This is a genomic window from Streptomyces microflavus (genome assembly GCF_014650075.1).
Classification (GTDB): domain Bacteria; phylum Actinomycetota; class Actinomycetes; order Streptomycetales; family Streptomycetaceae; genus Streptomyces; species Streptomyces microflavus.
On record NZ_BMUG01000012.1, the window covers coordinates 147365 to 161038 of the forward strand.

General features: G+C 69.4%; 17 protein-coding genes. 6 read left to right on the forward strand and 11 right to left on the reverse strand.

The features are described 5' to 3' along the window. Positions 1–150 precede the first annotated feature (150 nt). Both coaA and IE264_RS31155 read left to right on the forward strand, forming a co-directional pair. Positions 151–1146 carry a type I pantothenate kinase gene (gene coaA / locus IE264_RS31150; RefSeq protein ID WP_015610750.1) on the forward strand — a complete coding sequence of 332 codons (996 nt, stop codon included), beginning with the start codon at positions 151–153 and terminating at the stop codon, positions 1144–1146. 27 nt (positions 1147–1173) lie between these two features. Next, entirely contained in the window at positions 1174–2139 is a 966-nt protein-coding gene (locus IE264_RS31155) for a DUF389 domain-containing protein (protein ID WP_032756430.1), read from the forward strand. Between the two features lie 47 nt (positions 2140–2186). Here the strand turns inward: IE264_RS31155 and glmM are convergent, their stop codons facing one another. The 4 genes from glmM to IE264_RS31175 all read right to left on the reverse strand — a co-directional run bounded on the left by glmM (position 2187) and on the right by IE264_RS31175 (position 6851). Further along, a complete protein-coding gene (gene glmM, locus IE264_RS31160; protein ID WP_032756432.1) occupies positions 2187–3545 on the reverse strand; it encodes a phosphoglucosamine mutase in 1359 nt (452 codons plus the stop codon). A gap of 255 nt (positions 3546–3800) precedes the next feature. Beyond that, the gene (rpsI, locus tag IE264_RS31165) at positions 3801–4337 is read right to left on the reverse strand and encodes a 30S ribosomal protein S9 (protein WP_015610747.1); all 537 of its coding nucleotides are present in this window, start codon (positions 4335–4337) and stop codon (positions 3801–3803) included. A 44-nt stretch (positions 4338–4381) separates the two neighbouring features. Beyond that, entirely contained in the window at positions 4382–4825 is a 444-nt protein-coding gene (gene rplM, locus IE264_RS31170; RefSeq protein ID WP_007453147.1) for a 50S ribosomal protein L13, read from the reverse strand. Positions 4826–5231: 406 nt separating this feature from the next. Further along, complete coding sequence (locus tag IE264_RS31175) at positions 5232–6851, reverse strand: ABC-F family ATP-binding cassette domain-containing protein (RefSeq protein WP_032756434.1); 1620 nt, start codon at positions 6849–6851, stop codon at positions 5232–5234. A 90-nt stretch (positions 6852–6941) separates the two neighbouring features. On the opposite strand from IE264_RS31175, the gene IE264_RS31180 reads away from it, so the two are divergent. The 4 genes from IE264_RS31180 to IE264_RS31195 all read left to right on the forward strand — a co-directional run bounded on the left by IE264_RS31180 (position 6942) and on the right by IE264_RS31195 (position 9299). Next, complete coding sequence (locus tag IE264_RS31180; protein WP_078657432.1) at positions 6942–7790, forward strand: hypothetical protein; 849 nt, start codon at positions 6942–6944, stop codon at positions 7788–7790. 101 nt (positions 7791–7891) lie between these two features. Further along, positions 7892–8371: a nuclear transport factor 2 family protein gene (locus tag IE264_RS31185; protein WP_032756439.1), complete on the forward strand. Its 480-nt coding sequence runs from the start codon at positions 7892–7894 to the stop codon at positions 8369–8371. A gap of 44 nt (positions 8372–8415) precedes the next feature. Next, complete coding sequence (locus IE264_RS31190; protein ID WP_015610743.1) at positions 8416–8964, forward strand: TetR/AcrR family transcriptional regulator; 549 nt, start codon at positions 8416–8418, stop codon at positions 8962–8964. Then, a complete protein-coding gene (locus tag IE264_RS31195; protein WP_051821792.1) occupies positions 8961–9299 on the forward strand; it encodes a hypothetical protein in 339 nt (112 codons plus the stop codon). The genes IE264_RS31190 and IE264_RS31195 overlap by 4 nt, the downstream gene beginning before the upstream one ends. A 12-nt stretch (positions 9300–9311) precedes the next feature. Here IE264_RS31195 and truA read toward each other — a convergent pair whose 3' ends face one another. From truA to infA, 7 genes are all read right to left on the reverse strand, one after another. Further along, on the reverse strand, positions 9312–10166 hold the full coding sequence (truA, locus tag IE264_RS31200) for a tRNA pseudouridine(38-40) synthase TruA (RefSeq protein ID WP_031127470.1): 855 nt from the start codon (positions 10164–10166) through the stop codon (positions 9312–9314). Positions 10167–10254: 88 nt separating this feature from the next. Next, positions 10255–10770, reverse strand: a complete 516-nt coding sequence (gene rplQ, locus IE264_RS31205; protein WP_015610740.1) for a 50S ribosomal protein L17 — start codon at positions 10768–10770, stop codon at positions 10255–10257. Positions 10771–10956: 186 nt separating this feature from the next. Next, complete coding sequence (locus tag IE264_RS31210) at positions 10957–11979, reverse strand: DNA-directed RNA polymerase subunit alpha (RefSeq protein ID WP_003966937.1); 1023 nt, start codon at positions 11977–11979, stop codon at positions 10957–10959. A 137-nt stretch (positions 11980–12116) separates the two neighbouring features. Continuing rightward, the gene (gene rpsK / locus IE264_RS31215) at positions 12117–12521 is read right to left on the reverse strand and encodes a 30S ribosomal protein S11 (RefSeq protein WP_003956432.1); all 405 of its coding nucleotides are present in this window, start codon (positions 12519–12521) and stop codon (positions 12117–12119) included. A 104-nt stretch (positions 12522–12625) separates the two neighbouring features. After that, positions 12626–13006, reverse strand: a complete 381-nt coding sequence (gene rpsM, locus IE264_RS31220; protein ID WP_007446719.1) for a 30S ribosomal protein S13 — start codon at positions 13004–13006, stop codon at positions 12626–12628. Positions 13007–13200: 194 nt separating this feature from the next. Then, positions 13201–13314: a 50S ribosomal protein L36 gene (rpmJ, locus tag IE264_RS31225; RefSeq protein ID WP_003956441.1), complete on the reverse strand. Its 114-nt coding sequence runs from the start codon at positions 13312–13314 to the stop codon at positions 13201–13203. Positions 13315–13373: 59 nt separating this feature from the next. Continuing rightward, positions 13374–13595, reverse strand: coding sequence for a translation initiation factor IF-1 (gene infA / locus IE264_RS31230; protein ID WP_003956442.1), 222 nt, complete (start codon positions 13593–13595; stop codon positions 13374–13376). Between the last annotated feature and the right edge of the window lie 79 nt (positions 13596–13674).

Genomic DNA, 13674 nt, shown 5'->3' on the forward strand with positions numbered 1-13674 from the left:
GTACGGCCGTCCCGGCGGAAGCACACGGGTCCGGTGTCCGGCACAGGGGAGCGGACACCGGACCCGCGTGCCGTCCCCGGGCCACCGGCCAGGCACCCACGTGACCGACCCCACCCCCCACTCCGTTAAAACTCCCGCAACAATGAAGACGTGATCACTTCGCCCGCACGGAGCCCGCAGCGCCGCACCGAGCATGCGCCGACCCCCTACGTCGACCTCTCACGCGACGAATGGAGCGCCCTGCGGGACAAGACCCCGCTGCCGCTGACCGCCGACGAGGTGGAGCGGCTGCGGGGGCTCGGCGACGTCATCGACCTGGACGAGGTGCGGGACGTCTACCTGCCGCTCTCCCGGCTCCTCAACCTGTACGTCCAGGCCACCTCCGGGCTGCGCGGGGCGCTGAACACCTTCCTCGGGGACGCCGGGAACGGGCACGGGGCGCAGCGCGGCACCCCGTTCGTCATAGGGGTCGCGGGCAGTGTCGCCGTCGGCAAGTCCACCAGCGCCCGTATCCTCCAGGCCCTGCTCGCCCGCTGGCCGGAGCACCCGCGCGTCGAGCTGGTGACCACGGACGGGTTCCTGCTGCCGATGAAGGAGCTCCGCTCGCGCGGGCTGACCTCGCGCAAGGGGTTCCCGGAGTCCTACGACCGGCGGGCGCTGACCCGGTTCGTCGCGGACATCAAGGCGGGCAAGGACGAGGTGACCGCGCCCGTCTACTCGCACCTGATCTACGACATCGTCCCCGGCGAGCGGCTCACCGTGCGCCGCCCGGACATCCTCATCGTGGAGGGGCTCAACGTCCTCCAGCCCGCCCTGCCGGGCCGGGACGGCCGTACGAGGGTCGGGCTCGCCGACTACTTCGACTTCAGCGTGTACGTGGACGCGCGCGCCGACGACATCGAGACCTGGTACCTGAATCGTTTCCGCAAGCTGCGCGACACGGCGTTCCAGGACCCGTCCTCGTACTTCCGCAAGTACACCCAGGTCTCCGAGGAGGAGGCGCTGGACTACGCGCGCACCATGTGGCGGACCATCAACAAGCCGAATCTGCTGGAGAACGTGGCTCCGACGCGCGGCCGTGCCACCCTGGTGCTCCGCAAGGGCCCGGACCACAAGGTCCAGAAGCTGTCCCTGCGCAAGCTCTGACCGCTCAGCCCCGGGAGGGCCGGCCGCGTGCTGCATCTGCGTCTCATCGTGCCCGACACGACCACCGACGAGGTCGTCACGCTCCTGGAGTCCACCGTCGGCACCGCCCACCTCGTGGTCCTGCCCGGCGCGGCCCGCTCCCCCGCCGGGGACGTGGTGATGTGCGATGTGGCGCGCGAGGCCGGTGACGAGCTGATCGGTGCGCTGCGCCGCCTGGGAATCGCCGAGTCCGGGGCGATCAGCGTCGAGCACCTCGACCTGACGCTCTCCTCGCACGCCGACAAGGCCGAGCACGAGGCGCCGGGCGACGGCGCCGACGCGGTGCTGTGGGAGGAGCTGACGGAGGCGACGCACGAGGAGTCGACGTTCTCCATCACCTACGTCTCCTTCCTCGCCCTCGCCACCATGCTCGCCGCCTGCGGGGTGATGCTCGACAACGCGGTGCTGATCGTGGGCGCGATGGCGGTCGGCCCGGAGTTCGGCCCGCTGGCCGGGATCTCCACGGCCATCGTGCAGCGCGCGCCCCGGCTGGTGGTGCGCTCACTGTGGGCGCTGATCGGCGGCTTCGCGCTGGCGATGATCGTCACCGCGGGGTTCTCCTGGCTGCTGGACGTTTTCGGGCTGTTCGAGAAGTCGATGATCGAGGCGGAGCGGCCCATCACCGGGTTCATCTGGCAGCCGGACTGGATGTCGTTCATCGTGGCGTTCCTGGCGGGCATCGCCGGGACGCTCTCCCTGACGTCGGCGAAGTCCGGGGCCCTGATCGGCGTGGCGATCTCCGTGACGACGGTCCCGGCCGCCGCCAACGCGGCCGTCGCGTTCAGCTACTCCGACTACCAGCAAACGATCGGCTCCGGGCAGCAGCTGCTCGCCAACCTCGGCGGGATCGTCCTCGCCGGCACGCTGACGCTGCTGCTGGAGAAGGCGCTGTGGCGGGCCCGGCGCGCGCAGAAGCCCCCGGCGAGCACGCCGGGGGCTTCCGTACGTCCATGAAACTTCCGTACGCCTACGGGGCTTCCGTACGTCGATGAGGCGGCGGCTCAGCCCAGCGCGGACTTCACCACATCGGCCAGCCGGCCCGCGACCGCGCGCGCCTGCTCGATGTCGGCGGCCTCGACCATGACCCGTACCAGCGGCTCCGTACCCGACTGGCGCAGCAGCACCCGCCCGGTCGAGCCGAGCTCGCGCTCGGCCTCGGTCACCGCGGTGGCCAGCTCGGGCGAGGTGGTGACCCGGGACTTGTCGACGTCGGGGACGTTGATGAGCACCTGGGGCAGGCGCTGCATGACCCCGGCCAGCTCGGCGAGGCCGCGGCCGGTGGCGGCGATCCGGGCCGCCAGCATCAGGCCGGTCAGCGTGCCGTCGCCGGTCGTGGCGTGGTCCAGGACGATGACGTGGCCGGACTGCTCGCCGCCGAGCGCGAAGCCCTCGGCCTTCATCGACTCCAGGACGTAACGGTCGCCGACCGCCGTCTGGACGAGGTGGATACCCTCGCGCTCCATGGCGATCTTGAAGCCGAGGTTCGACATCACGGTGCCGACGACGGTGTCCTTGCGGAGCTGCCCGGCCTCCCGCATGGCGAGGGCCAGTACGGCGAGGATCTGGTCGCCGTCGACCTCCTCGCCCGCCGCGTCCACGGCCAGGCAGCGGTCGGCGTCGCCGTCGTGGGCGATGCCGAGGTCGGCGCCGTGCTCGACGACGGCGGCGCGCAGCAGCTCCAGGTGGGTGGAGCCGCAGCCGTCGTTGATGTTCAGGCCGTCCGGCTCGGCGCCGATGGTGACGACCTCGGCCCCGGCCCGGGCGAACGCCTCGGGCGAGACCCGGGCGGCAGCGCCGTGCGCCTCGTCCAGGACGACCTTCAGCCCGTCGAGCCGGTTGGGGAGGACGCCGATGAGGTGGGCGACGTAACGGTCGAAGCCCTCCGTGTAGTCGGTGACCCGGCCGACGCCCGCGCCGGTCGGGCGGGTCCACGGCTCACCGGTGCGGTGCTGCTCGTAGACCGTCTCGATCCGGTCCTCCAGCTCGTCGGCGAGCTTGTGGCCGCCGCGGGCGAAGAACTTGACGCCGTTGTCGGGCATCGCGTTGTGGCTCGCGGAGAGCATCACGCCGATGTCCGCGCCGAGCGAGCCGGTGAGGTACGCGACGGCCGGCGTCGGCAGCACGCCGACGCGCAGGACGTCCACGCCCGCGCTGGCCAGACCGGCCACGACGGCGGCTTCCAGGAACTCTCCGGATGCCCGGGGGTCGCGGCCGACCACGGCGGTCGCGCGATGGCCGGCGAAGGTGCCCGCCTCGGCGAGTACGTGCGCCGCCGCGACCGAAAGACCGAGCGCGAGCTCGGCCGTCAGATCCGCATTGGCGACACCGCGCACTCCGTCCGTACCGAAGAGTCGTCCCACTGGTGTCCTCCGAGGTGCTCCGAAACCACAAAAACCAAAGCAAAGCGAAACTAAACAACCACAACTACGAAAACAGCAAAACGGCCGGGCGGGCGGCATGGCGCGGCTCACGCGCGCGAGGTGTGCGCGGAGTACGAGAGTGCGGGCCGATGAACGTCTTATGCCGTTATACGCCTGCGGGGCCCGATAAACGAACGCCCCAGCAGCACGGAGTGTGCCGCCGGGGCGAACGTGTAACGCGGACGAGCAGGCGATTTAGCGCTTGCTGTACTGCGGGGCCTTACGGGCCTTCTTGAGACCGGCCTTCTTGCGCTCGACCGCACGGTCGTCGCGGGAGAGGAAGCCGGCCTTCTTCAGCGTGGCGCGGTTGTTGTCCACGTCCGCCTCGTTCAGCGAGCGGGCCACACCGAGGCGCAGGGCGCCGGCCTGACCGGACACGCCACCACCCGAGATGCGGGCCACGACGTCGTAGCGACCGTCGAGCTCGAGCACCTTGAAGGGCTCGTTGACTTCCTGCTGGTGCACCTTGTTGGGGAAGTAGTCCTCAAGGGTGCGACCGTTGATCTTCCACTTGCCGGTGCCCGGGATGATCCGGACGCGGGCAATGGCGTTCTTGCGACGGCCAAGGCCGGCGGCGGGCTGCGGGTCGCCGAAGCGGCCCGCGAGCGACTCGGAGGTGTACTCACCCTCGACGGGGACCTCGGACTCGAAGGTGGTCACCTCGGCGAACGTCTCCTCGCCCTCGGTGCCCACCGTGTCGTCGGTGGTCGTCTCAACAGTGGTCTCGGCCACGATGCTCCTCAGATCTTTCTGTATGTCTTAGGGGGTGGCCGGAACTACTGCGCGACCTGGGTGATCTCGAACGGGACCGGCTGCTGAGCAGCGTGCGGGTGCTGGTCGCCCGCGTAGACCTTGAGCTTCGAGATCATCTGACGGCCCAGGGTGTTCTTGGGGATCATGCCCTTGATGGCCTTCTCGACGGCCTTCTCGGGGTTCTTCGCGAGAAGCTCGTCGTAGCGCACCGAACGGAGACCGCCCGGGAAGCCCGAGTGGCGGTACGCCATCTTCTGGGTCTTCTTGTTGCCGGACAGGTGAACCTTGTCGGCGTTGATGATGATGACGAAGTCGCCCATGTCCATGTGGGGGGCGTAGATCGCCTTGTGCTTGCCTCGGAGGAGGTTCGCGGCCGTGGTGGCCAGACGGCCCAGGACGATGTCCTGAGCGTCAATGATGTGCCACTGGCGAGTGACATCGCCGGGCTTGGGGCTGTACGTACGCACTTCGTAGCCTTCGCTTCTTAGTGGATGAGGTCCAGACAACACATGGCACCCCTGAAGCGATCATGCAGCTGGGGCTCACACTGCCGGGACGCTGCCCGTATGCGAGCCACTGGTAACTGCTCCAGAGAACCTACGCAGGGGTCCGCCTCGTGAGAACGACGACCCGATACGTATAACAAACCTCGACAGTACCCGCCGTGCCCCGGACGGGTCAAAACGGCCCGGCCCCTGCCGGCCCCGCCTCTCCAGCCCCACCGGCGCTCGGGACCGCCTTTCCAGCCCCGCTGGCGCTCGGGATCGCCTTTACAGCCTCGCCGGCGTTTGAGGCGCGGGGGTCCGGGGGCAGCGCCCCCGCAACGGCCCCGCACGGCACCCCGCACCCCCACCACCCCGCCGACCGCCGAGGTCACCGCGCCCGCTGGACCCGCCGCTCGTCCCACACCGGCTCCGACGTCTCCCGTACGACCCCGTCCGAACCGAAGACCAGGTACCGGTCGAAGGACTTCGCGAACCACCGGTCGTGCGTGACGGCCATCACCGTGCCGTCGTACACCTCCAGGCCGTCCTGCAGCGCCTCCGCCGACTCCAGGTCCAGGTTGTCCGTCGGCTCGTCCAGGAGCAGCGCGGTGGTGCCCGCCAGCTCCAGGAGCAGGATCTGGAACCGCGCCTGCTGCCCGCCGGAGAGCCGCTCGAAGGCCTGGTCGCCCTGGCGCTCCAGCTCGTACCGCCGCAGCACCGACATCGCGCCGCCCCGGTCCTTGGCGTGCTCGGACCAGAGGATCTCCACCAGCGTCTTGCCGAGCAGCTCCGGATGCGCGTGGGTCTGGGCGAAGTGCCCCGGCACGACCCGCGCCCCGAGCTTCCACTCCCCCGTGTGCGCCACCGGCTCCCCCGCCAGCAGCCGCAGGAAGTGCGACTTGCCCGACCCGTTGGAACCGAGGACGGCGACCCGCTCCCCGTAATAGATCTCCAGGTCGAACGGTTTCATCAGCCCGGTCAGCTCCAGGTTCTTGCAGGTGACCGCCCGCACCCCGGTCCGCCCGCCGCGCAGCCGCATCCTGATGTCCTGCTCGCGCGGCGGCTCCGGCGGCGGGCCTGCCTCCTCGAACTTCTTGAAGCGGGTCTGCATCGCGTGGTAGCGGTTGGCCATGTCGGGGCTGTTCGCCGCCTGCTGCCGCATCCGCAGGACGAGCGCCTTCAGCCGGGCGTGCTCCTCCTGCCAGCGCCGCAGCAGCTCCTCGAAGCGGGCGAACCGCTCCTTGCGGGCGTCGTGGTAGGTGGCGAAGCCGCCACCGTGCACCCATACGTCGCTGCCCGCCGCGCTCGGCTCGACGCTGACGATCTTCTCGGCGGCCCGGGACAGCAGCTCGCGGTCGTGCGAGACGAACAGGACCGTCTTACGGGTCTCCTTGAGCTTCTCCTCCAGCCAGCGCTTGCCGGGGACGTCCAGATAGTTGTCCGGCTCGTCCAGGAGGAGCACCTCGTCGGGGCCGCGCAGCAGCGCCTCCAGGACCAGCCGCTTCTGCTCACCGCCACTGAGGGTGCGCACCTCACGCCACTGCGCCTTCTCGTACGGGACGCCCAGCGCGGCCATGGTGCACATGTCCCAGACCGTCTCGGCCTCGTACCCGCGCGCCTCGGCCCAGTCGCTCAGCGCCTGCGCGTACGCCATCTGCGCGGCCTCGTCGTCGACGGTGAGAATGCGTTCCTCGGCGGCGTCGACGGCCTTCGCGGCCTCCCTGATCCGGGGCTGCGACACCGACACCAGCAGGTCCCGTACGGTCCGCTCGTCCCGTACCGAGCCCACGAACTGCGGCATCACACCGAGCCCGCCGCTCACCGAGACCGTGCCGCCGTGGGGCTGGAGCTCCCCGGCGAGCAGCCGCAGCAGGGTCGTCTTGCCCGCTCCGTTCGCCCCGACGAGGGCGACAACGGCTCCGTCGGCCACCCGGAACGAGGCGTCGCCGAGCAGCACCCGCCCGTCCGGTAGGTAGTACTCCAGGTGGCCCGCTTCAAGATGTCCCATACAGAGCATTGTCACGGTCCGCGAAGCGATGGCCCAACCGGTTTACGAAGGCGGCGCTTCCGGTCGAACGGCAGGCCCTAGGATTCGCGCATGAGTTCATGGCAAGGGGGGCCCTCCTGGGGGCCAGGGGACAACGGGACTCCGGACTGGGCCGCGCTCGCCGAGGAGTCCGCAGCACGAGCCCGCCGCAAACGGTGGCTGATGATCGGCGGCGGGGTGCTGGCCACCGCCGTGGTCGGCGCGATCGTGGCGACCGCCGTGGTCACCACGGGCGGCGGCAAGAGCGATCCGGCGGGCAGCGCGAGCAAACTGCCGGCGCCGGCCGAACTGCCCGAGGACACCTCGGCGCCCGCGCCGTCCTTCTCGTCGGTGGCTCCGCCGCCCCCGCCGGACCCGAAGGAATACATAACGAGCGCCGACAAGGACAAGGCGCCGATCACCGTCGACGGCTTCTTCCCCGGCAGGAAGCTCGCCATGGGCGACCGCGTCCACACCAAGGGCGCCACCGGCCGCACCACCGACTGCGCGACCGGCACCCAGGGCGCCCTCGGCGCGGTCCTCACGAAGAACGGCTGCAAGCAGCTCATCCGCGCGACGTACAGCAAGGACGGGGTGGCCGTCACCGTCGGCATCGCGGTCTTCGACACCGAGGCCCGCGCACGGAAGACGGTCGACCAGGCGGCGGGCGGCCTCGCCTCCCTCAGCGGCGCGGGCGTGCCCACCTTCTGCCGCGGCGGCACGGTCTGCCGTCGCACCACCAACTCCTACGGCCGGTACGCCTACTTCACCGTCGGCGGCTTCACCGACGGCACCCGCGTCACCGCCAAGGACAGAGACGTCTTCGCGGTCGGTGACGACCTGGCGAACTTCGTCTTCCGCCAGATCCACCAGCGCGGCCGGGTCCAGGCTTCGCAGGCGGCGGCGGAACCCGCCCAGTAGCCGGACACCGCCCGCCGGGCCTTCTTCGATCAGCGTCCGACGATCGACGCGGTCTCTGTGAGCTGCTAAGTTATAGGTCGACCACTAACCAAGGAGTCGCCATGACAGCCGAGCAGAACGACACCGACGCCGACCGCCGCGCCGCCGCCCAGCACGCCGTGGCCGAACACCTGCGCCTCACCGCCGCGGGACGCGTCGACGAATGGGTGACGCTGTTCGCCCCGGACGCGGTGCTCGAGTTCCCGTTCGCGCCGGACGGCGTGGAGCGACGGGTGGCGGGACGGGACGCGCTGGTCGCGCACATGAGGCACTTCCCCGAGACCTTCGACGTCGAGTTCGGCGACCTGGTCTTCCACGAGACGGTCGACCCGAGTCTCGTGATCGCCGAGTTCCGCTCCACGGGCACCGCACGGCCGACCGGCAAGCCGTACGAGCAGACCTGCATCTCCGTCGTCCGGACCGACGACGACGCACGCATCACCCACTACCTGGACTACTGGAACCCGCTCGTGGCCATCGAGGCGCTCACCCCCCACGACGCGCCCTCCGAGCAGGGCCTCAGCGTTCCTTTCGGAGGCTGAGGGCCCTTTTGGAGGCTGAGGGAGGCCGTGTTTAACTGACGCCCATGCCCGCCGCCGGTACCAGCACAAAGAGCGACGAACGCCGTCGGGCCCTGGTGGCCGCGGCGGTCGACTGCTTCGCGCAAAAGGGTTTCTACGGCACGACGACGCACGAGATGGCCCAATGGGTCGGCATCTCCCAGCCGTATCTCTACCGGCTGTACCCGAACAAGGAAGCCCTGTTCGCGGCGACCGTCGACCATGTGTCCGTCGTGATGACCGAGACCCTCCTCGCGCACGCGCCGACGGCGGGCGGGACGGGCCCGGCACTGGACGCGGCGCGCGACGCCTACGCCGCGCTCGTCGAGGACCGGAACATCCTGCGTTTCCTCATGCACGCGAACTGCGCCACGGGCGAGCCGCTGGTGGCGGAGGCCGTACGCCGGTGCTACGCCAAGCAGGTCGACACCGTGCGCCGACTGCTCGGCGACGACGAGGCCGTACGGCGCTGGTTCGGTGCCGGGATGCTCGACAACGTGGTCGCCGTGCTGGGCCTGGCCGACGTCGACGAGCCGTGGGCGCACGTCCTCACCGCCCGAAGGACGACTCCATGAGCACCCCCGGCCCCCGCAGGGCCCGCCTCCTCGCCGCCGGCTACATCGGCCTGGTCACGGCCGCCGCCCTGGCCCAAGAGATCGCCGGACAGCCGGAGGGCGGCCGGATACCGCTGACCCTGGCCACCTTCCCGGGCGGGATCGCGCTGCTCGTCCTGCTGTACCTGTCGGCGCCGCTGACCGGCGACGGGCCGGGCACCGAGGAGGCCGGGTTCAGCCTCCTCGCCCCCCTGTTCCACGGCGCCGGGGCGCTGCTCAACGTCCTGATCGTGTGGGGCGTCATCGCCTTCGCCCGCCACTTCAGGGCCGAGTGCCGCCGCAGCCGGAGCAGTTGAACACCCCCGGCCTCAGCAGCACCCGGCCCCCGGCAGCGTCCTGACGTTACGGGCCTCCGCGGCACGCGCGGCGAGCAACTCGTCGGCCGGGTACGCCACTTCCTCCAGCGTCAGCCCGTGCGGCCGCACCACGTGCACCCCGGGGTCGCGCACCTTCGCCGCGAGCACCTCGGCGGGCCAGGCGGCCGGCCGGCGCCCGTCCCCCACGAACAACGCCGCCCCGATCAGCGCCCGCACCATGTTGTGGCAGAACGCGTCGGCCTGCACGGTCGCGGTGAGGACACCCGAAGCCGGATCCCGTACCCAACTCAGCTTCTGGAGCGTGCGGATGGTGGTCGCGCCCTCGCGCTTCTTGCAGTACGCGGCGAAGTCGTGCTCCCCCACCATCAGCGCGGCCGCCTCGTTCATCGCGTCCACGTCCAACGGCCGGTCGTGCCACAGCACATGACCGCGCGTCAGCGGGTCCACCCCGCCCGGCCGGTCACCGACTCGGTAGGCGTAGCGCCTCCAGAGCGCGGAGAAGCGGGCGTTGAACCCGGCCGGGGCGGGGGCCGCTCGCCAGATCCGTACATCCAGCGGAAGCCGCCCCGCCAGCCGCCGCAGCAGCTTCTCCTCGTGCTCCGCCCACACCGCCTCCGGCAGGTCCACATGCGCCACCTGACCCCGCGCGTGCACCCCGGCGTCCGTGCGCCCCGCCACCGTCAGGTCGTACGTCACGGCCGACCGGGTCACGGTCCGCAGCGCGTCCTCGATCTCGCCCTGCACCGTGCGCCGGCTGGTCTGCTTCGCCCAGCCGGAGAAGTCCTTGCCGTCGTAGGCCAGGTCCAGCCGCACCCGTACGAACCCGGGCTCCGCCTCGTCACTCACCCGTATCTCCTTATCCCGTCCGGTCAGCAGAACGGGCCCGCACCGCCCCGAAGGGTGATGCGGGCCCGTCCCGTGGTCCTTAAGACGCTCAGGCGTCCTTGGACTCCTCGTCGGCCTTCTCGACCGGCTTGGCGTCCTCGACGACCTCGGACTCGGCCGCGGGGGCCTCGTCCTTCTTGAGGGTGTCTTCCTTGACCGCGCGCTTCGTCGCTGCCTCGGCCTCACCGGTGGCCTGCTGGGCCACGGTCAGCGCCTCGACCAGCTCGATGACCGCCATCGGGGCGTTGTCGCCACGACGGTTGCCGATCTTGGTGATACGCGTGTAACCACCGGGGCGGTTCTCGTAGCGGGGGGCGATCTCGGTGAAGAGCGTGTGCACGATGCTCTTGTCCGTGATCGTCTGCAGCACCAGGCGACGGTTGTGGATGTCGCCCTTCTTCGCCTTGGTGACGAGGCGCTCGGCGACCGGACGCAGGCGGCGGGCCTTGGCCTCGGTCGTCGTGATGCGGCCGTGCTCGAACAGCGACTTCGCCAGGTTGGCGAGGAGCAGACGCTCGTGCGCGGCGCTGCCGCCCAGACGGGCACCCTTTGCGGGACGCGGCATGGTGATTCTCCTTGTGTGCTGCACCGGCCGTATCAGGTACCGGTGTCAGTTCCCGTGAAGCGGACGCCTCACGGAAGTCATAGCTGCCGGACATCAGCCAAATTCAAGCCCGTCCGGCGATTGAGGACAAAGCCTCATCCCGGCACGGGGGCACCCTCAAAACCGGGCACCCCCCGCCGGAGGCGATCAGTACTGCTCGGTCTCCACGAAACCCGCATCCGCATCGTCATCGGCGCCGAAGGCGTCCGCCGCGGCGGTCGGGTCGAAGCCGGGAGGCGAGTCCTTCAGCGCGAGGCCCATACCGGCCAGCTTCGCCTTGACCTCGTCGATCGACTTCGCACCGAAGTTGCGGATGTCGAGCAGGTCCGCCTCGGAACGGGCCACGAGCTCACCCACGGAGTGGATGCCCTCGCGCTTGAGGCAGTTGTACGAGCGGACCGTGAGCTCCAGCTCCTCGATCGGCAGAGCCAGATCGGCGGCGAGAGCGGCGTCCGTCGGGGACGGGCCCATGTCGATGCCCTCGGCGTCGATGTTGAGCTCGCGCGCCAGACCGAACAGCTCGACCAGGGTCTTACCGGCCGACGCCATGGCGTCACGGGGACGCATGGCCTGCTTGGTCTCGACGTCGACGATCAGCTTGTCGAAGTCGGTGCGCTGCTCGACACGGGTCGCCTCGACCTTGTACGTGACCTTGAGCACCGGCGAGTAGATCGAGTCGACCGGGATCCGGCCGATCTCCTGGCCGACCTGCTTGTTCTGGACGGCGGAGACGTAGCCGCGACCGCGCTCGACGGTCAGCTCCATCTCCAGCTTGCCCTTGCCGTTGAGCGTGGCGAGAACGAGGTCGGGGTTGTGCACCTCGACACCGGCCGGGGGCGCGATGTCGGCGGCGGTGACCAGACCCGGGCCCTGCTTGCGCAGGTACATCACGACGGGCTCGTCGTGCTCCGAGGAGACGACCAGCTGCTTGATGTTGAGGATGAGGTCGGTGACGTCCTCCTTGACGCCCGGCACGGTGGTGAACTCGTGCAGGACCCCGTCGATCCGGATGCTGGTGACAGCGGCACCGGGGATCGAGGAGAGGAGGGTACGGCGGAGGGAGTTGCCGAGGGTGTAACCGAAGCCCGGCTCCAGCGGCTCGATCACGAACCGGGAGCGGAATTCGTCGACGACCTCTTCGGTCAGCGACGGACGCTGAGCGATAAGCATGTGGTGATCCTTCAGTCAGGGGCACCCACTATTTGATGCCCGACAGATGTAACAAGGGTACGGGCGGTACGCCCCATATGAGGCGTACCGCCCGGACCCGGCGCTACTGACGCACGGCCGTCACCGGCCGCGGCGCATCAGACGCGGCGACGCTTCGGCGGACGGCAGCCGTTGTGCGGCGTCGGGGTGACGTCCTGGATCGAACCGACCTCGAGGCCCGTGGCCTGGAGGGAGCGGATCGCGGTCTCACGGCCGGAGCCGGGACCCTTGACGAAGACGTCGACCTTGCGCATGCCGTGCTCCTGCGCGCGGCGGGCGGCCGACTCGGCGGCCATCTGCGCGGCGAAGGGGGTGGACTTGCGCGAGCCCTTGAAGCCGACGTGGCCGGCGGAGGCCCAGGAGATCACGTTGCCCGAGGGGTCCGTGATCGAGACGATGGTGTTGTTGAACGTGCTCTTGATGTGCGCGTGCCCGTGAGCGACGTTCTTCTTTTCCTTGCGACGCACCTTCTTGGCTGCGCCCTGACGACCCTTGGGGGGCATGTCTTGACTCCAGATGGAGAGGGGAGGTGATCGGTCCTACAGCGAAGACCGCTGGATGCTGCGGTGGTCCGGAAACCCGGATTGCGCAGTGCGTCCGCTGAGGACTACTTCTTGCCCGGCTTCTTCTTACCGGCGATGGCGCGACGCGGGCCCTTGCGGGTACGCGCGTTCGTGCTGGTGCGCTGACCGTGGACCGGCAGACCACGGCGGTGACGAATGCCCTGGTAGCAGCCGATCTCGATCTTGCGGCGAATGTCGCCCTGGACCTCGCGGCGGAGGTCACCCTCGGTGCGGAGGTTGGCGTCCACGTACTCGCGGATCTTGACGAGGTCTTCCTCGGCAAGGTCGCGAACGCGGGCGTCCGGGTTCACGCCGGTGCTGGCGAGGATCTCCTTGGACCGGGTGCGCCCGATACCGAAGACGTAGGTGAGGGCAACCTCCACGCGCTTTTCGCGCGGGATGTCAACACCTGAAACGCGTGCCATTCAATGGCTCCAGTTGTTATTTCGGGGGTCTTCCGCAATGCCACTCCCGACCGCCGACCGCTCACTGGGAGAGGTGGTACGCCCGGGTCTCCGGCCCCCGCCGGAGGTGTCGTCAGCCGTGGCTTGGACGGGCACTGCGTATGTACGTATTACGTGCGTCGCGCGAAGAACTGCGAGATGCAGGCGGTCGTGCGTCAGCCCTGGCGCTGCTTGTGGCGCAGGTTGTCGCAGATGACCATGACCCGACCGTGACGGCGGATCACCTTGCACTTGTCGCAGATCTTCTTGACGCTCGGCTTGACCTTCATGGGATGTCAGGTTCTCCGGGTCAGTGCCATCACCCGCCGAAACGGGGTGCCGGCAAGATCTACTTGTATCGGTAGACGATCCGGCCACGCGTCAGGTCGTACGGAGAGAGCTCCACCACGACCCGGTCATCCGGGAGAATACGGATGTAGTGCATCCGCATCTTGCCGCTGATGTGCGCCAGGACCTTGTGACCGTTCTGGAGCTCCACCTTGAACATTGCGTTCGGGAGGGACTCGATCACGGTGCCCTCAATCTCGATGGCACCTTGCTTCTTGGCCACGCTTCGCCTTTCGAATCGGCTACCTTGATCGGCTCTTGCGATCTTGTGCCGTACATGTGATTGCATGCAGACACACGGA

Coding starts and splice junctions, on each gene's coding strand:
- IE264_RS31175 (WP_032756434.1), bottom strand. CDS start 6,851: ATGGGACATCTTGAAGCGGGCCACCTGGAGTACTACCTACCGGACGGG.
- IE264_RS31180 (WP_078657432.1), top strand. CDS start 6,942: ATGAGTTCATGGCAAGGGGGGCCCTCCTGGGGGCCAGGGGACAACGGG.
- IE264_RS31185 (WP_032756439.1), top strand. CDS start 7,892: ATGACAGCCGAGCAGAACGACACCGACGCCGACCGCCGCGCCGCCGCC.
- IE264_RS31190 (WP_015610743.1), top strand. CDS start 8,416: ATGCCCGCCGCCGGTACCAGCACAAAGAGCGACGAACGCCGTCGGGCC.
- IE264_RS31195 (WP_051821792.1), top strand. CDS start 8,961: ATGAGCACCCCCGGCCCCCGCAGGGCCCGCCTCCTCGCCGCCGGCTAC.
- rplQ (WP_015610740.1), bottom strand. CDS start 10,770: ATGCCGCGTCCCGCAAAGGGTGCCCGTCTGGGCGGCAGCGCCGCGCAC.
- IE264_RS31210 (WP_003966937.1), bottom strand. CDS start 11,979: ATGCTTATCGCTCAGCGTCCGTCGCTGACCGAAGAGGTCGTCGACGAA.
- rpsK (WP_003956432.1), bottom strand. CDS start 12,521: ATGCCCCCCAAGGGTCGTCAGGGCGCAGCCAAGAAGGTGCGTCGCAAG.
- rpsM (WP_007446719.1), bottom strand. CDS start 13,006: ATGGCACGCGTTTCAGGTGTTGACATCCCGCGCGAAAAGCGCGTGGAG.
- rpmJ (WP_003956441.1), bottom strand. CDS start 13,314: ATGAAGGTCAAGCCGAGCGTCAAGAAGATCTGCGACAAGTGCAAGGTG.